Source organism: Roseateles sp. UC29_93, assembly GCF_042695725.1.
GTDB classification, from domain to species: Bacteria; Pseudomonadota; Gammaproteobacteria; order Burkholderiales; family Burkholderiaceae_C; genus Roseateles; species Roseateles noduli_A.
The window spans coordinates 895983-913605 of record NZ_CP170545.1; the positions used below are offsets into that span (position 1 = coordinate 895983).

The window sequence follows — 17623 nt, forward strand, 5'->3', positions numbered from 1 at the left end:
CGGTTATTTCTTGCGGGCGCGCGGGTGCGCCGCGTCGTAGACCTTGGCCAGGTGCTGGAAGTCCAGCCGGGTGTAGATCTGCGTGGTGCTGATGTTGGCGTGGCCCAGCAGTTCCTGGACCGCGCGCAGGTCGCCGCTGCTCTGCAGCAGGTGCGACGCGAACGAGTGGCGCAGCATGTGCGGATGGACGTGCGTGGGCATGCCCGCCGCCAGCGCGCGCTGCTTGAGACGCTTGCGGATCTGGTCGGCGCTGAGCCGGCCGCCGCGCGGACCGACCAGCAGCGCCGGCTCGTCCGCCGCGGCCCAGTGGCCGCGCAGCGCGATCCAGGCCTTCAGCGCCGTCACCGACGGACCGCCCAGCGGCACGGCGCGGCGCTTCGAGCCCTTGCCGAGCACCTGCGCCTCGGCATCCTCGAGCACGATCCAGCCGGCCGACGACGCCTGGTGGCGCAGGTCCAGGCCCACCAGTTCGGACACGCGCAGACCGCTGCCGTAGAGCAGCTCGACAAGGCAGCGTTCCAGCGCCTCGGCGACCGGATCGGCCGCGTCCTGATGGTGTTCCGAGAGCCGCACCGCGTCGTCGACGCCGAGCGCCTTCGGCAGCGGCCGGCCCTGCTTGGGCGCGTGCAGGTCGGCGATCGGGTTCGCGTCGACCAGACCGTTCTGACCCAGCCAGCGGTACCAGCCGCGCCACGCGGACAGGATCAGCGCCAGCGTGCGCGGCTTGAGCTTCTGCGTGTGCAGCTTGGCGAGGAAACGCCGCGCCTGATGCGCGGACAGGCGCAGCAGGTCCAGGTCCTCGACCGAGGCGAGCCCGGTCAGCCGCTGCAACGCGTCCGTGTAGAGCGTCAGCGTGCGCTCCGCCAGGCGGCGCTGCACGCGCAGGTGTTCCAGGTAGCGCCGTTGCTCGTCAGTCAGGCTGAGCGGCGACATGAGGAGCCACAGGGGATGCGACGTGCGGGTCGGCGTCCAGCAGGCGGGAGAGCGCGGCGCTCGCGATCTCGCCGACGCGGGCCAGGAACTCGGTGCCCATCTCGGCCGTGTAGCGCGTCGGATCCGGCGATCCCAGCACCAGCAGCCCGAACGGCTGCGCCGGAGCGCCCGTCGTCAGCGGCACCAGCGCCAGCGAGGCCACGTCGTCCTCGAGCCAGCGCGCCGCCTCGAAGCCCGAATTGATGCCGCAGTACGGCTGGTTCAGGCTGCCCACGAAGGTCTTCACGTCCGGGTTGACCTCGGCCGCGAACGGCGCCAGCGCATGGCCGGCGTCGACGTTCCACAGCCGCAGGCCGGCCTGCGGAATCAGGAACTGGTGGCGCAGCTCGCGCAGCAGCACTTCCGGCAGCTGCCGGTCGTCGCGCGTCAGCATCAGCGCCAGCGTCCAGCGGTGCAGCCGGTCGGCGATGGCGACGTTCTCCTGCCCGTTGCGGATCATCTCGATGATCTTGTTTTCCAGGCCGCGGATCTTGTCGCGCAGCAGCTCCGCCTGGCGCTCCTGCAGCGAGACCGCGCGCTGGCCGTGCGGATGCGAGATCCGGACGTTGGCCAGCAGTTCGGCGTGACGTTCGAAGAACGCCGGGTCATTCGCCAGGTAGTCGGCGATGTCTTGTTCGGTGATGCCTTCGATGCCGCTCACAGTTCGATTTCTCCTTCAAAGACCGTCTGCGCCGGCCCTGTCATGTAGACCGGGGCGGACAGCCCCGGGCCGCCCGGCGTCATGCCGGCCCATTCGATGCGCAGGTCGCCGCCGCGCGTGTGCACCTCGACCGCGGCGTCCAGCCAGCCCAGCCGGATGCCCGCCACCACCGCCGCGCACGCGCCGGTGCCGCAGGCCAGCGTCTCGCCGGCGCCGCGCTCGAACACGCGCAGCTTCACTTCGCCGCGGCTGACGATCTGCAGGAACCCGGCGTTGACACGGCGCGGGAACGATTCATGGTGCTCGACCAGCGGCCCGACGATCCCCACCGGCGCGTGATCGACGTCGTCGACCCGCTGCACCGCGTGCGGATTGCCCATCGACAGCACGGCGACATCCGCCGTGATGCCGTCACCCAGGTCGAGCGGCCAGCGCTCGAAGCCGTTCTCGTGACGCGGCGCCGATTCCTTCGGATCGAACGGGATCCGCGGCAGGTCGAAGACCGGCGCGCCCATGTCGACCGTGACACGGCCGTCGTCCTGCAGGCGCAGCTCGAGCAGCGCGTTGATCGTCTGCACGCGGATGGTCCGCTTGTCCGTGAGGCCCTTGTCGACGACGTAGCGCACGAAGCAGCGCGCGCCGTTGCCGCACTGCTCCACCTCGGAACCGTCCGAATTGAAGATGCGGTAGCCGAAGTCCACGTCCGGCGACTTGGACGCCTCGATCACCAGGATCTGGTCGCAGCCCACGCCGAAACGGCGATCGCCGACACGCCGCAGCTGTTCGCTCGTCAGCGGCATCGGATGGCGCGTGGCGTCCAGCACGACGAAGTCGTTGCCGGCGCCCTGCATCTTGGTGAAGCGCAGTTTCATGGAAGCGGATTATCGGGAATACAGCGACGGCTCGCCGGGCGGTCTCGTCTTGAATCGCTTGTGGACCCAGAAATACTGGGCCGGGTGCTCGCGGATCCGGTCCTCGAGCCAGCGGTGGAAGTGGTTCGCGTCGGCCTCCATGTCGCCGCTGGGATAGCCCGCCAGCGGTTCATGCGCATGGATGACGATGCCCTCGCCCTTGGGCAGCATCGTGACGATCACCGGCTGCACCACCATCTTCATCGTCTGCGCGATCTTGGCCGGCGCCAGCAGCGTGTTGGCCGGCACGCCGAAGAACGGGATGAAGGCCGAGTCCTTCGGGCCGAAGTCCATGTCGGGCAGGTTCAGGAAGGAGTAGCCGTCGCGGATCGCCCGCAGCACGCTGCGCACGCCCTCGTGGCGGTCGACCAGCTTGGTCGTGCCGAAGCGCGAACGTGCCCGGCGCAACGCCTCGTCGAACAGCGCGTTGCTCTGGCGCTGGTAGATGCTGGCGCCAGGTCTTGCCTGGTTGAGCATCAGCGCCGGACCGATCCAGTCCAGGCCCACGAAGTGCGGCATCAGCCACATCACCGGGCGGTCGACCTGCTCGGAGAGCTTGATGTTGCCCTCGATGCGCATCAGCCGCAGCAGGCGCCGGTCCGAGGCGTACCAGAGCAGCCCCCGCTCCAGCAGGCTGCGGCCCAGCCAGCCGAAATGCTCGCGCACCAGGGCTTCGCGTTCGGCCAGCGGCTTGTCCGGAAAACACAGCTCGACGTTGCGCAGCGCGACGCGCCGGCGCGACCCGGCCACGCGATGCAGGACCCCGCCCAGCCCCCATCCGAGGGCCGCCAACCAGCGCAGCGGCAGCCAGTGCAGCAGCCACAGGAGCGCGATCAGCGCATATGTACCCAGTTTTCCCATCCACCCATCCGTGGGCCCTGCCGGGCCTTGGTCTTTCCTATAATGCCGCCCCAGTCGCCGAGTTAATCTGGACAACTTGCGGGGCGACTCATAAATCCCGCTAAAGCGTTCGCCGCCTGACTCCCGTCTCGGCAACGCCAGAAGGCAGTGCCCGAAGACTGAATCACAGGAGTTTAAATTGGCGAGCGATTTCCTCTTCACCTCGGAATCCGTGTCCGAAGGCCACCCCGACAAGGTGGCGGACCAGATCTCCGACGCGATCCTCGACGCGATCCTGGCGCAGGACCCGCGCTCGCGCGTGGCGGCCGAGACCCTCTGCAACACCGGCCTGGTGGTGCTGGCCGGCGAGATCACGACCAACGCCCATGTCGACTACATCCAGGTCGCCCGCGACACGATCAAGCGCATCGGCTACGACAACACCGAGTACGGCATCGACTACAAGGGTTGCGCCGTGCTCGTCGCCTACGACAAGCAGAGCAACGACATCGCCCAGGGCGTCGACCAGGCCTCCGACGACCACCTGAACACCGGCGCCGGCGACCAGGGCCTGATGTTCGGCTACGCCTGCGATGAAACGCCGGAGCTGATGCCCGCGCCGATCTACTACGCGCACCGGCTGGTCGAGCGCCAGGCGCAGCTGCGTAAGGACGGCCGCCTGCCCTTCCTGCGTCCGGACGCGAAGAGCCAGGTGACGATGCGCTACGTCGACGGCAAGCCGCACAGCATCGACACCGTCGTGCTGTCCACGCAGCATGCGCCGGAGATGTCGCTCGGCGACAAGATGAAGCCCGAGTTCTACGAGGCCGTCATCGAGGAGATCATCAAGCCGGTGCTGCCCAAGGAATGGCTGCAGGACACGAAGTACCTGGTCAACCCGACCGGCCGCTTCGTCATCGGCGGCCCGCAGGGCGACTGCGGCCTGACCGGCCGCAAGATCATCGTCGACACCTACGGCGGCGCGTGCCCGCACGGCGGTGGCGCGTTCTCGGGCAAGGATCCGACCAAGGTGGACCGTTCGGCGGCCTACGCGGCCCGCTACGTGGCGAAGAACATCGTCGCCGCCGGCCTGGCCAAGCAGTGCCAGATCCAGGTCGCGTACGCCATCGGCGTCGCGCGTCCGATGAACGTCACGGTGTACACCGAAGGCACCGGCGTCCTGCCCGACGAGCAGATCGCCGCGCTGGTCAACGAGCACTTCGACCTGCGTCCCAAGGGCATCATCCAGATGCTGGATCTGCTGCGTCCGATCTACGGCAAGACGGCGGCGTACGGTCACTTCGGGCGTGAAGAGCCGGAGTTCAGTTGGGAGCGGACGGACAAAGCGAAGGCGCTGCGAGCAGCGGCCGGGCTGTAAGCCCGGAACTTGCGCAGCAAGTTCTTCGCTTTGGGGCGACGCTCATATCCGCGGCAGCGGATGTGAGCGTCGACCACAAACCCCCTCCCCCGAACCGGTCATTTGCCGCACACGCGGAAACTTGATCCCCCGACTCAGGGCCGCCTTGCGCGGCCCTTGTCGTTTCATGAAGGCGGGCATCGCGGCAGAATGACCGCATGCACGCCATGCCGACCTCGCCGTCCCCGCTGACCATCCTGATCGTCGACGACCAGAGTGCCACCCGCGTGGCGCTGACCGCGGAACTGGACCGCGCCGGTCACCGCGTGCTGGAGGCCGACAGCGCCGAGTGGGCGCTGGAGCTGTTCCGCCGCTACCGGCCCGACCTGGTGCTGCTCGACGTCGAGATGCCCGGCCACGACGGCTACTGGACCTGCCGCGAGATGCGCGCCGCCGAGCCTGGCGGCTGGACGCCGATCATCTTCCTCAGCCAGTTCAACCAGGACGAGGACGTCTGGAAGGGCATCGAATCCGGCGGCGACGACTACCTGGTGAAGCCCGCCTCCGCGATGATCCTGCACGCCAAGCTGCGCGCGATGCAGCGCCTGGCGCAGATGCGCGCGCGGCTGGTGCAGATGTCCGAGGAACTGCGCGCGGCCAACGCGCAGCTGGAGGAGCTCTCCAGCGTCGACGCCATGACCGGCCTGATGAACCGGCGCGCACTGGACGCACGGCTGCAGCAGGAACTGGACCTCGCCCGCCGCGACGGCAAGCCGCTGACGCTGATGCTCTGCGACGTCGACCACTTCAAGCGCTACAACGACGCGGCCGGCCACGTCGCCGGCGACGCCTGCCTGCGCCGCATCGGCCAGCTGCTGAAGGAAACCTGCCGCCGCCCGAGCGACTGCGCCGGACGCTACGGCGGCGAGGAGTTCGCGCTGGTCCTGCCCAACACGCCGCGCTCCGGCGCGATGACCTACGCCCGCGCGCTGATGCGCACGGTGGAACTGGCCGCGATCCCGCATCCGGATTCGCCGACCGGCGCGACGATCACGCTCTCCGGCGGGATCACCACCTGCCTGCCCGACGACAGCACCAGCGCCGAGGGCCTGATCATCCGCGCCGACGACGCCCTCTACAACGCCAAGTCCACCGGCCGCAACCGCTTCTTCAGCTACGAGATGCAGATGGACACGGCGGAACAGCGCCGCCAGGCCGCGCCGGCGACCGCCGCGCCGACCGCACCCGGCGTGCCGCCGTCGTCCCCGACTTGAGGCATACCCGAACTGCCTTCGGCGGGACCGGCCCCGCATAATCGGCTCCGGCACATCTTGTTGCCGCCTGTCGACGATGCCCGGCCATGGACGCTTCCGCCTCGCTGCCGCCTGCCTCGCTCCCTCCGCTGCGCATCCTGGTCGTGGATGACCAGGCCAGCACGCGTGGGTTCCTCTGCAGGCAGCTGCAGGCGATCGGACATCACACGCTGGAGGCGGACGGCGGCGACAGCGCCCTGGCCCGCTTCGACGGCGACCATCCCGACCTGGTGCTGCTCGACGTCGAGATGCCCGACCACGACGGCTACTGGGTCGCCAGCCAGATGCGCGCGCACGAGAACGGCGGCTGGACGCCGATCATCTTCCTCTCCAGCCGCGACCGCGACCAGGACCTCTGGCAGGGCATCGAGTCGGGCGGCGACGACTACCTCGTCAAACCCGTCTCCAACACCGTGCTGCAGGCCAAGCTGCGCGCGATGCAGCGGCTGCGGCGGATGCAGACGCGGTTGCAGCAGGTGTCGGACGATCTCCGGCACAGCAATGAACGGCTGGAGAAGCTTTCCGGCGAGGATCCGCTGACACGGCTGATGAACCGCCGCGCGTTCGACGCGCGGCTGGCCCAGGAGATCGCCTGCGCGCGGCGCGACCAGCAGCCGCTGACGCTGGTGCTGTGCGACATCGACCACTTCAAGCGCTACAACGACAGCTACGGGCACCTGGCCGGCGACGCCTGCCTGCAGCGCGTCGCGCGGCTGCTGCAGGAGACCTGCCGCCGTCCTCGCGACTGCGCGGCCCGCTATGGCGGCGAGGAGTTCGCGCTGATCCTGCCGGGCACGCCGCGCTCCGGCGCGATGACCTTCGCGCGGGCGGTGATGCGCACGCTGCGCAACTGCAACATGCGCCACCCGGATTCGGTCGAGCCCCACGTCACGCTGTCCGGCGGCATCACCACCTGCGTGCCGGACGCGGACACCTCCGTCGAAGGCCTGCTGCGGCGCTCCGACGACGCGCTCTACACGGCGAAGTCGCGCGGCCGCAACCGCTTCTTCAGCTTCGAGATGCAGATGGACACCGTCGAGCAGGCGCCGAGCGGCTTCGCGCCGCTGTGAGGCGCATCCGCTCCCGTCCTTCCGCCGCCGCTGGCCCTCACCCCGGCACTCGACGACTCCCTGCTGACACATCCGGTGTCGTGCCGAGGGTACCGTCAGGGCTTTCGATGACCCCTGCTTCCGAATGCCCGTGATCGACCATGACGCGCTGCGGCGTCACGCCATCGCCCGCACCTTCTTCAAGCCGACGACGCTGCTGCGCGCGATCCAGCGCCTGGGCTTCGTGCAGGCCGACCCGATCCGCGCCCCGGCGCGGGCACAGGACCTGATCCTGATGCACCGGGGTCAAGGACTACCGCGCCGGTCAGCTGGAAGCGCGCTACGCGAAGCTGGCCGTCGAGGAGGACGCCCTCGTCAACTACGGCTTCCTGCCGCGCGAGATGCTGTCGCTGCTCCATCCGCGCACCCCGAAGCGCGCCTGGGACGAGGCGATGACCGCCCGCGCCGCCGAGGTCCTCGAGTTCATCCGCGCGCGCGGCCGCACGCATCCGCAGCATGTGCAGCAGGCGTTCAGCCATGGACGCGTCGAGGGCTACTGGGGCGGCGAGCTCAACGCCAGCACGCACCTGCTCGACGGCATGCATTACCGCGGCCTGCTGCGCGTGGCGCGGCGCGACTCCGGCACGCGGGTCTACGAGGTGATCGAGCACCTGCCCCAGGACGACAGCCCCGAGGCCCGCCACGCGCGGGCGGCGCGGCTGCTCGACATGATCGTGGCGCTCTACGCGCCGCTGCCCTCGCCCAGCCTCGGCTACCTGACCTCGCTGCTGGGCTACGGCGCACCGCACCTGAACGTCGAGGCGCGCCACGTGCTGAAGGAAGCCAAGGCGCGCTGGGGCCACGCGAAGATCGACGGCGAGGTCTGGTACTGGCCCGCCGACGAGCATCCGGCGTCACGCGCGCACAAGGTCGAGCCGGACCGGCTGCGTTTCCTCGCGCCGTTCGACCCGCTGGTGTGGGACCGCCGCCGCTTCGAGCGGCTGTGGGGCTGGGCCTACCGCTTCGAGGCCTACACGCCGCCGGCCAAGCGCACGATGGGCCACTACGCGCTGCCGATGCTCTGGGGCGACCGGATGATCGGCTGGGCCAACCTGAAGGTCGAGGCCGGGACGCTGGTCCCGGACCTCGGCTTCATCGACAAGCGGCCGCGTGATGCGGCCTTCCGCGCCGCGCTGGACGAGGCGTACTACGAGATGGCCGTGTTCCTCGGACTCGAGGAATGACAGCGATCACGCGTTGACCAGCGCCATCGACACCTCGGGGTACCTTTCGCCGGCGACGGGGAACGCGTCGAGCAGCTCGTGCAGTTCCTCGCGCAGCACGTCGTTGAGCCGCAGGCGCGCGGCCATCGCGTTTTCCTCCAGCCGTGCGATCGAGCGGGTGCCGGGGATCGGCACGATGTCCGGACCGCGGTCCAGCAGCCAGGCGAGCGCCAGTTGCGCCGGCGCCAGGCCGTGGTCGCGGGCCAGCGCGACGATCGCATCGGCCAGCGCGAGGTTCTGCGCCAGGTGGCCGTCCTGGAAGCGCGGATTGACCCGCCGCCAGTCGTTGGCCGCCAGTTGATCGGCGCTGCGGATCGCGCCGGTCAGGAAGCCGCGCCCCAGCGGGCTGTACGGCACGAGCGCGATGCCGAGCTCACGGCAGGTCGGCAGCACCTCGGCCTCGACATCGCGGGTCCACAGCGAGTACTCGGACTGCACCGCCGCGATCGGATGCACCCGGTGGGCGCGGCGGATCGTCTCCGCGGAGGCTTCCGACAGCCCGATGTGCCGCACCTTGCCCGCGCGCACCAGTTCGGCCATCGCGCCGACGGTCTCCTCGATCGGCACGGACTTGTCGACGCGGTGCAGGTAGTACAGGTCGATGTGGTTCACGCCGAGCCGGCGCAGGCTCGCATCGCACGACGCGTGGACATGGGCCGGCTTGCCGTTGACGCCGGCCGAGAGGCCGTCGGCGTTGCGGACGATGCCGAACTTGGTGGCGAGCACCACCTCGCGGCGGCGGTTGGCGAGCAGCCCCGACAGCAGACGCTCGTTGGCGCCGTTGCCGTAGATGTCGGAGGTGTCGAGGAAGTTCATCCCGAGGTCCAGCGCGCGGTGCAGGACGGCCATCGACGTGGCCTCGTCGGCGGGGCCGTAGAAATCGGACATCCCCATGCAGCCGAGCCCGAGCGCGGAGACCTCCGGCCCGTGCGCGCCGAGCCGGCGGCGCGGCAACTGGGGCAGGTTGTTGAGCGGTTCCCTGGACATGATGGTCATGGCGGCACTCCTTCGAAGGCAAGGTGACGGCGGCGATCGGACGACCGCCGCGATGACCGAGAGCTTAGGAATCCGCCCCCCTCCGGAACCAGCGCAATGCTCGCCCGTCCTTGCCCAATCCTCCGGAACCCCGTCCGGCGCCCTCGCGGGCGCTGGCGGCGCGCGCGACGGACTTGCACAATCCGATGCATGGTCGCACCCACTCCGATTCCCCTCGCCGACGGCTTCCCCGACGCGCTGCAGGCCCTGCGCGCGCAGATGGTGGATCTGACGCTCCGGCACATCGACGGCGAAGGCTCCCGCCCGACCGCCATTCCCTGCCTGCACCTGATCAAGGCCAGCTGCAGCATGCCCAAGACCGCGCCGGCCTTCTACGAGCCCGGCCTGGCCATCGTGCTGCAGGGGCGCAAGAAGGTGGAGCTCGGCACCGAGACGCTGTACTACGACCCGCTGCACTTCCTGCTGGTGTCGATGCCGATGCTGCCCAAGGGCGGTGTCATCGAGGCGACGCCGGACAAGCCCTACCTGTGCGTGCGCATCGACTGCTCGACCGCGACGCTGGCGGAGCTGATGCTCGAGGTCGGCCCGGCGAGCACCGATGCGTCGCCGTCGGCGCAGTCGGGGCTGAACGTCGCGCCGGTGTCGGAATCGCTGCTGAGCGCCGCCCTGCGGCTGATGCAGCTGCTGGACAACCCGTCGGACCAGCGCGTCATGGCGCCGCTGCTGCAGCGGGAGATCTTCTATCGCGTGCTGACCGGCCCGCTCGGTCCGCGGCTGCGCGCGCTGGCTCAGCAGGACAGCGCGACGCGCCGCCTGTCGCGCGCGATCGACGAGCTGAACCGCCGCTTCAGCGAAGCCATCAGCATCGACGAGCTGGCCGCGGTGGCGCACATGAGCGCCTCGACCTTGCATCAGCGCTTCAAGCAGCTGACGAGCATGTCGCCGATGCAGTACCAGAAGCAGCTGCGGCTGCAGCACGCCCGGCGGCTGATGCTCGGGGAAGGGCTGGACGCGGCGGCGGCGGCGCATCAGGTCGGCTATGAGAGCGCCTCGCAGTTCAGCCGCGAATACCGTCGCCTCTTCGGCACGCCGCCGCGCGCCGACATCGAGCAGTTGCTGCGCGCAGGATGAGCCCGCTCATGCAGGACACCGAGGCGCTGAGCGCGATGCTGTCGCGCCATGCGCCGCGTGAGGGCGTCTGGCCGACGGCCCTGCCCCGGCTGTGGATCATCCGGCTCGACGCGCCGGGCGGCGAACTCGCGCACGCGGTTCAGCCGGCCTCGCTGTGCCTGATCTCGCAGGGCGCGAAGGAGGTGCGGCTCGGCGAGGAGCGCTACGTCTACGACGCCGCGCGCTTCATGGTGTTCACGACCGACCTGCCGGTCAGCGGCCGCGTGACCGAGGCGACCCCGGAGCGCCCCTACCTCTGCCTGCGCCTGGACTTCGATCCGGAGGAAGTGGCGGAGCTGGTCGCACGGAGCGGTCCGCCTCGGGCGCCCGCCGCGTCAGGAGCACCTGTGGCAACAGTGGCGCCGGTCGCATCGACGGGCAACGCCGAGGGCGATGACCTCGGCCGCGGCCTCTTCGTCAGCGCGGTCACGGCGGAGATGCGCGACGCATCGGCGCGCCTGATGCGGCTGCTCGATCATCCGGAGGACCAGGCCGCGCTCGCGGCCATGGCGATGCGCGAGCTGGTCTACCGCGTGCTGCGCAGCGAGCAGGGCGAGCGCCTGGCGCAGGTCGCGCGCGCCGACAGCCAGACGCAGCGCGTGCACCGCGCGATCCGCTGGCTGAAGGCGCATTACGCGCAACCGCTGCGCATCGAGTCGCTGGCCAAGGAGGCGCACATGAGCGCGTCGTCGCTGCACCACCATTTCCGCGCGCTGACGTCGATGAGTCCCTTGCAGTACCAGAAGCAGCTGCGACTGCAGGAGGCCCGCCGGCTGCTGATCGCCGAGGGCCTGGAAGTCGCGCGTGCCGGCCATGCGGTCGGGTACGAGAGCCCGTCGCAATTCAGCCGCGAGTACAGCCGCCTTTACGGTGCGCCGCCGTCACGCGACGCAGCGAAGCGGCGCGACACGCCGGCCTCGCGGTTCACGGCCTGAGCGCCGCCGCGATCCGGTTGGCGCCCCGGTCGGCGCCCCATGCCCCCCGGGCCGGACGCCCTCACTTGCTGAAGCAGTTCCCCACCATCGCTGGCGCGTCCTTGAGACGATCGTCGGTCGGGTTGATGGCGGCGACGCGGTTCTCGTAGACCCGCGTGCACTTGCTGCCCTGGCGGATCACCTTGGAGCCCGAGCCGCTCGTCGACACGCTCGACACGATGGGCAGGGTGCCGGCGGCGTCCGCGATCGCGGACTCGACGGTGCGCGGCGCGCTGTGGGAGCGATCGTCGTTGCGGATCTGATCGGCCATGCGCACGCGCGCATCGGAGGCGGCACCGGCTTTCGGCAGCGCGAGGTTGAGCGTCGTGCGCCCGTTGCCGAGGGGCGCTGACGCCCCCCGAGGCCGGCAGTGCCGGTGCCGCCACCGTCTGGATCGACGTCGACGGCGGCGCGGCGGTGATCGTCACCTCGGGCGGCGCCACGAGGATCGGCGCCTGCAACCGCGGAACATCGAGCTGACGTCGCTCGAGTTCTGGTCGAGCCGCGGGCGGTGTCTCGCGGCTCTTCGGGAGCGGCAGCAGCCGCACCTCGGTCAGCCGGGGGCCCTCGGACGTCCTGCGCCCTCGCCAACCGTGGTCCATCCACAGCATCGACAGGAAGGCGGCCTGCACCAGCAGCGCCGCAGCCAGCCCGACCCATCGCCGCCTGCCTGCGGGACGCTGCCAATGCGACGCCGTCATGCGGGCGCGCCTCCTCGATCCATCGCGCCCTCCCCGGCCGGCCTGTCCTGGGGCGCGATGGTAGCCGCGCCCCGTGACCGTTGCCGGAGGCCCGCCCGAGACGGTCGGTCAGACGCCGTCGCGATCCAGCGAGGCCGACAGCCCCGCGTGGGCCTCGACCTCCGCCATCCGCTGGCCGAAGGTCTCGCGCGCCATGCCGAGCGCGTCGGAGCCCGCCACGAAATGCAGCGGCGGCGTCGGCATCGCGGCCAGTTCGACGAAGGCCCGCCCCAGCTTCGCCGGATCACCGGGTTGCTGGTGGTTGTAGGCCTCGTAGGTCGACAGCGGCGGCGTGGGCAGCGTCGCGTAATCCGCGATGGACTGCGTGCCGTAGCGGACCGAACTGGCATCCAGGAAATCGGTGCGGAAGAAGCCCGGCTCGACGACCGTCACGCGGATGTTGAAGCCGGCGAGCTCGGGCGCCAGCGACGCGGTGAAGCCGTCGACGGCGAACTTCGTCGCGCAATACACCGCCGCGCCATCGAAGCCGCGGAAGCCGCCGACCGACGCGATGTTCAGGATGTGCCCGTCGCGCTGACGACGCATCACCGGCAACACCGCGCGGGTGACATGCATCAGGCCGAAGACGTTGGTGGCGAACTGGCGCTCGATGTCGGCGGCGCTGATTTCCTCGAACAGGCCGAGCTGGCCGTAGCCGGCGTTGTTGACCAGCACGTCGATGCGGCCGAAGCGGGCAACGGCCTGCTCGACCGCGTGGACAGCATCGGCCTCGCGGCTGACGTCCAGCGGGAGGCACAGCACGGCCTGGCCGTGATCCGCATATGCCGTCTTCAGCGCGTCGACGTTGCGGCCGGTGGCGACGACACGGTCGCCGGCGGCCAGCGCCGCCTGGGCGATCTCGCGGCCGAAACCGCGGTTGGCGCCGGTGATGAACCAGATCTTGCTCATGGAGTTCCGTCCTTCAGGGGGTTCGGGCCAGCGGCATGAGGTGCCGGGGCCGGTGTTGGGGGGACGGATGAATCGTAGGAACGGGGCGGCGATCGCCCATGCCGATTCCGGCGCACCGCTTGCACGATCCGCCAAAGTACCGTTCCGGCGCCGCCGCAACACCCGGGGATGCGCGCCAACGCCCCTTGTGTTATATTCCCCGACTTGACTCGCACAAGACCACCCTCTTCAGGTCTTCTTCTGCAGCCCCTCCGGTCCCTCCCAAGGACCCTTCTGCGAGCGGCTCGCACCAGCATCACCCCCCGGTTCGTGCGCTTGAGCGTTTCTGGCTTCGGTCTGCCTGTTCGCCATTCGGCTGATTGGCATCAGAAGCCACTTTCCGTGCCTCTTCTGTTCGTATCATCGAATCGGAGTGACACACCTTCCCACACCGCGCCAAGACGGTTGCTTATTGCGATTGCCTGTCAAGGCGCACACCTCAAAATAACGATGCAGAACAAACGCATTGAGGTGGGGCGATTCCTTGTCTCACCGATGACCAAACCCCATGCCGACGGCGGATTCGCCGCGGCCGTCTCGATCCAGTCGGGACGCGGCATGGCCAGCATTGATCGTGTCATGCGATTCGTGCCGACCTTCGAGACCCGCCGCGCCGCGTTGCGCTACGCGGAGACCGAAGGCACCGCCTGGGCGCGCAGCCACTGAGCCGCGCGCCGCTGATTCCCGAGGCGAGGGCCTGCGGCAGACCGCGGCTGGCGCCCTTTTCATTTTCAAGAATGGAGCAAGCCATATGGCCAAGGAAGAACTGATCGAGATGCAGGGTGTCGTCAACGAAATCCTGCCGGACTCGCGCTTTCGCGTGACGCTGGAAAACGGCCATCAGGTCATCGCCTACACGGGCGGCAAGATGCGCAAGCATCACATCCGCATCCTGGCCGGCGATGCCGTCTCCCTGGAAATGTCGCCGTACGACCTGACCAAGGGCCGGATCACCTTCCGTCACCTGCAGCGTTCGAACCACTCGGGCCCGCCGCCGGTCCGTCGCTGACGCGCCTTGCCGCGGGAGGCCCCGGGCCCCCCGCGCGAGAATCGCCAGCCATGACCGACGTCCAGTCCGACTCCGCCGCCGTTCCGGCCTCGCTCGAGGCCGGCGACGATCCGATGCCCGTGCCGCCGCCGCAGCCGGACATCGATGCGTGCTGCGGCAACGGCTGCGACCCGTGCATCTTCGACCTGTACGATCTGGCGATGGACGCGTACCGGCAGGCCCTGCGTGCCTGGAAGTCGCGCCATCCCGAGGCGTCCTGAACGTCGAAGTCCTGACGATTCTCCGAACCCCACCCGAAGGGCCGCCTCGCGCGGCCCTTTCCTTTTGGCGAGCCCGCCGCCCCCTCCACGGGGTGCTTTCCTTTCGTGACGTTTTCGGGGACATCCCCCGGTTCAGAACTGAGGCTCGATGGCCGACATCAAGGACAGGCGCCGCACTTGCCACAGCGGCGCGGTGCTCCCGCCCTCCGGAGGTCCAGATGTTCATGACCGGCCAGAACCGCTTCCATGTCGCGCATTCCGACGCGCAGGCCAATCTACGCTTCGCGCTGGCGCGGTTGAGCACCGATTGGCGGGGCCTCGATCCATTCGGACTCGAGATCCTGCTGCGCCACCTGCTGATGGCGGAGCACCGCTGCATGCCGCATCCCAGCGTGCTTCGGGAGCGTCCGACCAATCGGTGGCTGCTGCCGCGGCTGCGCCGCCGGCGGATCGAGGTGGCGGAGCGTCTGGTCGCCCTCGGGGGCCGGGTCAGCCATGCGGCGCTGGCCCGGGTACTGCCGCGCGGGCATGACTGGCCGGGCGTCTCCGCGCTGGTCGGCCGTCATGCCTGGGACCCGGTCGAGGGCCGCCAGCCGCGTCCCCACCGCCCGGTTGCCGATGAGCCGGCCTACCCGCGCGTCGACAGCAGCGCCCGGGCCACTTCCGCGAAGCCGTCGCCGCGCTCGGTCGCGGTGACATAAGCGGGCGGGTGGTCCAGCATCGGCAGGAAACGCGCGATGTTGGCGACGCCCACCGACAGCGGCATGCGTTCGAACATCAATTGATCGTTCGTCGAGTCGCCCACATACACCCACTCGGCGGGATCGAAGTCCAGGCCCGTCAGCCGCTTCACCGCCCACTGCGCCGCGGTCCACTTGCTGTGATCGCCGATCCAGCCGTTGACGTGGATCGAACTGACCGTCGCCACCAGCCCATGCGCGCGCATCCGGTCGCAGACGGCGGCGATCGCGTCGTCGTCGAGCGTCGTGAACTCGCTGTGGTCGACGGCGATGTCGGTCAGCCGGCCGGCGCTGTCGCGCGCGAGCACGGCGCCGGGCACGGTCGCCACGATCTCCCGCGCGCACGCCTGCAGTCGCGCGAAGTTCGCCAATCGTGTCGCGTCGTCCTGGGCAAATTCGGTCGCGAGCGCCGCCCCTTCGCGATGCAGCAGCACCCCACCGTTCTCCGCGACGATCCCCCGCAGGGGCCAGGCCATCGCGAACGGTTCGCTCCAGCCGGCCGGGCGCCCCGTGATCGCAATGACCGGGACGCCGGCCGCGTACAGCCGGTGCAGCGCATCCAGTGCCGCCGGCGCGATGGCGCCATCCGCCGTCAGGGTGTCGTCGATGTCCGTCAGCACCCCGCGCAGGGGGAGCCAGGCCGCGCGGGGGCAGTCGCTGAGCGGGGGGATCGTTCGCATGGGGGGCGATTGTGGCCCCGAGCGCAACGCTGTCATCGAGCCGCGGCCGGAACTTGACTACAATCGCGCCCTGTTCCGAGGAGCGTTGCGACCTCCCATCCCATCGAGGCCAGGCTCGGAACCGCCGCGCGGCGACACGTCCGCGGCAATGGCAACCGCGCTCACCCGTCGACCCTTCGTTGGCCGGGTGAGGACCGAGCGGCAAATGCCCTCTCCGCATCTCCCCGCGTCCTGATCGTTGGTGTCGACGGCCCTTCTTCGCAGGAGTCCGCATGAACGCCCAACTGAAGCCGCTGGCCCAAGACCAGTACCTGATCAAAGACCTGTCGCTGGCCGCGTGGGGCCGCAAGGAGATCAAGATCGCCGAGAGCGAGATGCCCGCGCTGATGGCCATCCGCGAGGAATACGCCGCCGCGCAGCCGCTCAAGGGCGCGCGCATCACCGGCTCGCTGCACATGACGATCCAGACCGCCGTGCTGGTCGAGACGCTGCAGGCACTGGGCGCGGAAGTCCGCTGGGCCTCGTGCAACATCTTCTCGACGCAGGACCACGCCGCCGCCGCGCTGGTCGCCGTCGGCACGCCCGTCTTCGCCTACAAGGGCGAGACGCTGGAGGACTATTGGGACTACACGCACCGCATCTTCGACTTCGGCGCCAAGGGCACGCCGGGCGAAGGCCCGAACATGATCCTGGACGACGGCGGCGACGCGACGCTGCTGATGCACCTGGGCCAGAAGGCCGAGAAGGACCTGTCCGTGCTGGCCAACCCGGGCAGCGAGGAAGAGCGCATCCTGTTCGCCGCGATCAAGAAGAAGGTCGCCGAGGACGCCACCTGGTACACCCGCAAGAGCGCGGAGATCATCGGCGTCACGGAAGAGACGACCACGGGCGTGCACCGCCTGAAGGAAATGTCGGCCAAGGGCACGCTGCTGTTCCGCGCGATCAACGTCAACGACTCGGTCACCAAGAGCAAGTTCGACAACCTGTACGGCTGCCGCGAATCGCTGGTGGACGGCATCAAGCGCGCCACCGACGTGATGATCGCCGGCAAGATCGCCGTGATCGCCGGTTATGGCGACGTGGGCAAGGGCTCGGCCCAGGCGATGCGCGCGCTGTCGGCGCAGGTGTGGGTCACCGAGATCGACCCGATCTGCGCGCTGCAGGCCGCGATGGAGGGCTTCCGCGTCGTGACGATGGAATACGCCGCCGACAAGGCCGACATCTTCGTCACCACGACCGGCAACAAGGGCGTGATCCGCCATGAGCACATGGCCGCGATGAAGCACAACGCCATCGTCTGCAACATCGGCCACTTCGACAACGAGATCGACATCGCCTCGATCGAGAAGTACGAGTGGGAAGAGATCAAGCCGCAGGTCGACCACGTGATCTTCCCCGACGGCAAGCGGATCATCCTGCTGGCCAAGGGCCGTCTGGTGAACCTGGGCTGCGGTACGGGCCACCCGAGCTACGTGATGTCGTCCAGCTTCGCCAACCAGACGATCGCCCAGATCGAGCTGTTCGCGCACAAGGACGCCTACGCCGTCGGCCAGGTCTACGTGCTGCCCAAGCACCTGGACGAGCACGTCGCCCGTCTGCAGCTGAAGACGCTGAACGCGCAGTTGAGCGAGCTGACGGACGAGCAGGCCGCCTACATCGGCGTGTCGAAGTCGGGCCCGTACAAGCCCGACACCTATCGCTATTGATCCACTGACCCTAG

18 protein-coding genes, 1 pseudogene and 1 riboswitch are annotated in these 17623 nt (G+C 69.4%); of the genes and pseudogenes, 11 read left to right on the plus strand and 8 right to left on the minus strand.

Going from position 1 to position 17623, the window contains the following annotated elements:
• Nucleotides 1-3: 3 nt before the first annotated feature.
• From ACFJIX_RS04065 to ACFJIX_RS04080, 4 genes are read right to left on the minus strand one after another with little or no spacing between them, the layout of a single operon-like run.
• The gene (locus tag ACFJIX_RS04065) at nucleotides 4-933 is read right to left on the minus strand and encodes a tyrosine recombinase XerC (RefSeq protein ID WP_377157946.1); all 930 of its coding nucleotides are present in this window, start codon (nucleotides 931-933) and stop codon (nucleotides 4-6) included.
• Nucleotides 911-1633 (minus strand): DUF484 family protein, encoded by a 723-nt coding sequence (locus tag ACFJIX_RS04070; protein WP_377157947.1) that lies wholly within the window; start codon nucleotides 1631-1633, stop codon nucleotides 911-913. Before ACFJIX_RS04070 ends, ACFJIX_RS04065 begins: the two co-directional genes overlap by 23 nt.
• On the minus strand, nucleotides 1630-2505 hold the full coding sequence (gene dapF / locus ACFJIX_RS04075; RefSeq protein WP_377157948.1) for a diaminopimelate epimerase: 876 nt from the start codon (nucleotides 2503-2505) through the stop codon (nucleotides 1630-1632). The genes ACFJIX_RS04070 and dapF overlap by 4 nt, the downstream gene beginning before the upstream one ends.
• 9 nt (nucleotides 2506-2514) lie before the next feature.
• Nucleotides 2515-3405 (minus strand): lipid A biosynthesis acyltransferase, encoded by an 891-nt coding sequence (locus ACFJIX_RS04080; RefSeq protein WP_377157949.1) that lies wholly within the window; start codon nucleotides 3403-3405, stop codon nucleotides 2515-2517.
• 178 nt (nucleotides 3406-3583) lie between these two features.
• Between ACFJIX_RS04080 and metK the strand changes: the two genes are divergently transcribed.
• The 4 genes and pseudogenes from metK to ACFJIX_RS04100 all read left to right on the plus strand — a co-directional run bounded on the left by metK (nucleotide 3584) and on the right by ACFJIX_RS04100 (nucleotide 8347).
• Nucleotides 3584-4762, plus strand: coding sequence for a methionine adenosyltransferase (gene metK / locus ACFJIX_RS04085; protein ID WP_377157951.1), 1179 nt, complete (start codon nucleotides 3584-3586; stop codon nucleotides 4760-4762).
• A 197-nt stretch (nucleotides 4763-4959) separates the two neighbouring features.
• Nucleotides 4960-6015 (plus strand): diguanylate cyclase domain-containing protein, encoded by a 1056-nt coding sequence (locus ACFJIX_RS04090; RefSeq protein ID WP_377157953.1) that lies wholly within the window; start codon nucleotides 4960-4962, stop codon nucleotides 6013-6015.
• An 86-nt stretch (nucleotides 6016-6101) separates the two neighbouring features.
• The gene (locus ACFJIX_RS04095) at nucleotides 6102-7124 is read left to right on the plus strand and encodes a diguanylate cyclase (protein WP_377157955.1); all 1023 of its coding nucleotides are present in this window, start codon (nucleotides 6102-6104) and stop codon (nucleotides 7122-7124) included.
• A 163-nt stretch (nucleotides 7125-7287) separates the two neighbouring features.
• Nucleotides 7288-8347: pseudogene (locus tag ACFJIX_RS04100) on the plus strand (DNA glycosylase AlkZ-like family protein).
• Nucleotides 8348-8353: 6 nt separating this feature from the next.
• On the opposite strand, the gene ACFJIX_RS04105 reads toward ACFJIX_RS04100, so the two are convergent.
• The gene (locus ACFJIX_RS04105) at nucleotides 8354-9382 is read right to left on the minus strand and encodes an aldo/keto reductase (RefSeq protein ID WP_377157956.1); all 1029 of its coding nucleotides are present in this window, start codon (nucleotides 9380-9382) and stop codon (nucleotides 8354-8356) included.
• Between the two features lie 189 nt (nucleotides 9383-9571).
• On the opposite strand from ACFJIX_RS04105, the gene ACFJIX_RS04110 reads away from it, so the two are divergent.
• Both ACFJIX_RS04110 and ACFJIX_RS04115 read left to right on the plus strand, forming a co-directional pair.
• Nucleotides 9572-10513 carry an AraC family transcriptional regulator gene (locus tag ACFJIX_RS04110; protein WP_297531928.1) on the plus strand — a complete coding sequence of 314 codons (942 nt, stop codon included), beginning with the start codon at nucleotides 9572-9574 and terminating at the stop codon, nucleotides 10511-10513.
• A gap of 8 nt (nucleotides 10514-10521) precedes the next feature.
• Complete coding sequence (locus ACFJIX_RS04115; protein ID WP_377157958.1) at nucleotides 10522-11487, plus strand: AraC family transcriptional regulator N-terminal domain-containing protein; 966 nt, start codon at nucleotides 10522-10524, stop codon at nucleotides 11485-11487.
• Nucleotides 11488-11548: 61 nt separating this feature from the next.
• Here the strand turns inward: ACFJIX_RS04115 and ACFJIX_RS04120 are convergent, their stop codons facing one another.
• Complete coding sequence (locus ACFJIX_RS04120; protein WP_377157960.1) at nucleotides 11549-11797, minus strand: hypothetical protein; 249 nt, start codon at nucleotides 11795-11797, stop codon at nucleotides 11549-11551.
• 538 nt (nucleotides 11798-12335) lie between these two features.
• On the minus strand, nucleotides 12336-13175 hold the full coding sequence (locus ACFJIX_RS04125) for an oxidoreductase (RefSeq protein ID WP_377157962.1): 840 nt from the start codon (nucleotides 13173-13175) through the stop codon (nucleotides 12336-12338).
• A 534-nt stretch (nucleotides 13176-13709) separates the two neighbouring features.
• Between ACFJIX_RS04125 and ACFJIX_RS04130 the strand changes: the two genes are divergently transcribed.
• The 4 genes from ACFJIX_RS04130 to ACFJIX_RS04145 all read left to right on the plus strand — a co-directional run bounded on the left by ACFJIX_RS04130 (nucleotide 13710) and on the right by ACFJIX_RS04145 (nucleotide 15184).
• Nucleotides 13710-13880, plus strand: coding sequence for a hypothetical protein (locus ACFJIX_RS04130; protein WP_197507081.1), 171 nt, complete (start codon nucleotides 13710-13712; stop codon nucleotides 13878-13880).
• 85 nt (nucleotides 13881-13965) lie between these two features.
• Nucleotides 13966-14223 (plus strand): translation initiation factor IF-1, encoded by a 258-nt coding sequence (infA, locus tag ACFJIX_RS04135; protein ID WP_067278543.1) that lies wholly within the window; start codon nucleotides 13966-13968, stop codon nucleotides 14221-14223.
• A gap of 50 nt (nucleotides 14224-14273) precedes the next feature.
• Nucleotides 14274-14483 (plus strand): oxidoreductase-like domain-containing protein, encoded by a 210-nt coding sequence (locus ACFJIX_RS04140; protein ID WP_377157965.1) that lies wholly within the window; start codon nucleotides 14274-14276, stop codon nucleotides 14481-14483.
• A gap of 218 nt (nucleotides 14484-14701) precedes the next feature.
• Nucleotides 14702-15184, plus strand: a complete 483-nt coding sequence (locus tag ACFJIX_RS04145; RefSeq protein ID WP_377157966.1) for a hypothetical protein — start codon at nucleotides 14702-14704, stop codon at nucleotides 15182-15184.
• On the opposite strand, the gene ACFJIX_RS04150 is transcribed toward ACFJIX_RS04145, so the two are convergent.
• The gene (locus ACFJIX_RS04150) at nucleotides 15112-15903 is read right to left on the minus strand and encodes an HAD family hydrolase (RefSeq protein WP_377157967.1); all 792 of its coding nucleotides are present in this window, start codon (nucleotides 15901-15903) and stop codon (nucleotides 15112-15114) included. The two genes, ACFJIX_RS04145 and ACFJIX_RS04150, sit on opposite strands and share 73 nt — an antisense overlap.
• A 71-nt stretch (nucleotides 15904-15974) precedes the next feature.
• A riboswitch (S-adenosyl-L-homocysteine riboswitch) is annotated at nucleotides 15975-16073 on the plus strand.
• 102 nt (nucleotides 16074-16175) lie between these two features.
• On the opposite strand from ACFJIX_RS04150, the gene ahcY reads away from it, so the two are divergent.
• Nucleotides 16176-17609: an adenosylhomocysteinase gene (gene ahcY, locus ACFJIX_RS04155; protein ID WP_377157968.1), complete on the plus strand. Its 1434-nt coding sequence runs from the start codon at nucleotides 16176-16178 to the stop codon at nucleotides 17607-17609.
• Nucleotides 17610-17623: the final 14 nt, after the last annotated feature.

What these genes read in the sequence shown, in the direction of transcription:
- ACFJIX_RS04140 (WP_377157965.1), top strand. Translation starts at nt 14,274, where the DNA reads ATGACCGACGTCCAGTCCGACTCCGCCGCCGTTCCGGCCTCGCTCGAG.
- ACFJIX_RS04145 (WP_377157966.1), top strand. Translation starts at nt 14,702, where the DNA reads ATGTTCATGACCGGCCAGAACCGCTTCCATGTCGCGCATTCCGACGCG.
- ahcY (WP_377157968.1), top strand. Translation starts at nt 16,176, where the DNA reads ATGAACGCCCAACTGAAGCCGCTGGCCCAAGACCAGTACCTGATCAAA.
- infA (WP_067278543.1), top strand. Translation starts at nt 13,966, where the DNA reads ATGGCCAAGGAAGAACTGATCGAGATGCAGGGTGTCGTCAACGAAATC.
- ACFJIX_RS04095 (WP_377157955.1), top strand. Translation starts at nt 6,102, where the DNA reads ATGGACGCTTCCGCCTCGCTGCCGCCTGCCTCGCTCCCTCCGCTGCGC.
- ACFJIX_RS04125 (WP_377157962.1), bottom strand. Translation starts at nt 13,175, where the DNA reads ATGAGCAAGATCTGGTTCATCACCGGCGCCAACCGCGGTTTCGGCCGC.
- ACFJIX_RS04115 (WP_377157958.1), top strand. Translation starts at nt 10,522, where the DNA reads ATGCAGGACACCGAGGCGCTGAGCGCGATGCTGTCGCGCCATGCGCCG.
- ACFJIX_RS04110 (WP_297531928.1), top strand. Translation starts at nt 9,572, where the DNA reads ATGGTCGCACCCACTCCGATTCCCCTCGCCGACGGCTTCCCCGACGCG.
- ACFJIX_RS04080 (WP_377157949.1), bottom strand. Translation starts at nt 3,405, where the DNA reads ATGGGAAAACTGGGTACATATGCGCTGATCGCGCTCCTGTGGCTGCTG.
- ACFJIX_RS04090 (WP_377157953.1), top strand. Translation starts at nt 4,960, where the DNA reads ATGCACGCCATGCCGACCTCGCCGTCCCCGCTGACCATCCTGATCGTC.
- dapF (WP_377157948.1), bottom strand. Translation starts at nt 2,505, where the DNA reads ATGAAACTGCGCTTCACCAAGATGCAGGGCGCCGGCAACGACTTCGTC.
- ACFJIX_RS04130 (WP_197507081.1), top strand. Translation starts at nt 13,710, where the DNA reads ATGACCAAACCCCATGCCGACGGCGGATTCGCCGCGGCCGTCTCGATC.
- ACFJIX_RS04120 (WP_377157960.1), bottom strand. Translation starts at nt 11,797, where the DNA reads ATGGCCGATCAGATCCGCAACGACGATCGCTCCCACAGCGCGCCGCGC.
- ACFJIX_RS04105 (WP_377157956.1), bottom strand. Translation starts at nt 9,382, where the DNA reads ATGACCATCATGTCCAGGGAACCGCTCAACAACCTGCCCCAGTTGCCG.
- ACFJIX_RS04065 (WP_377157946.1), bottom strand. Translation starts at nt 933, where the DNA reads ATGTCGCCGCTCAGCCTGACTGACGAGCAACGGCGCTACCTGGAACAC.
- ACFJIX_RS04150 (WP_377157967.1), bottom strand. Translation starts at nt 15,903, where the DNA reads ATGCGAACGATCCCCCCGCTCAGCGACTGCCCCCGCGCGGCCTGGCTC.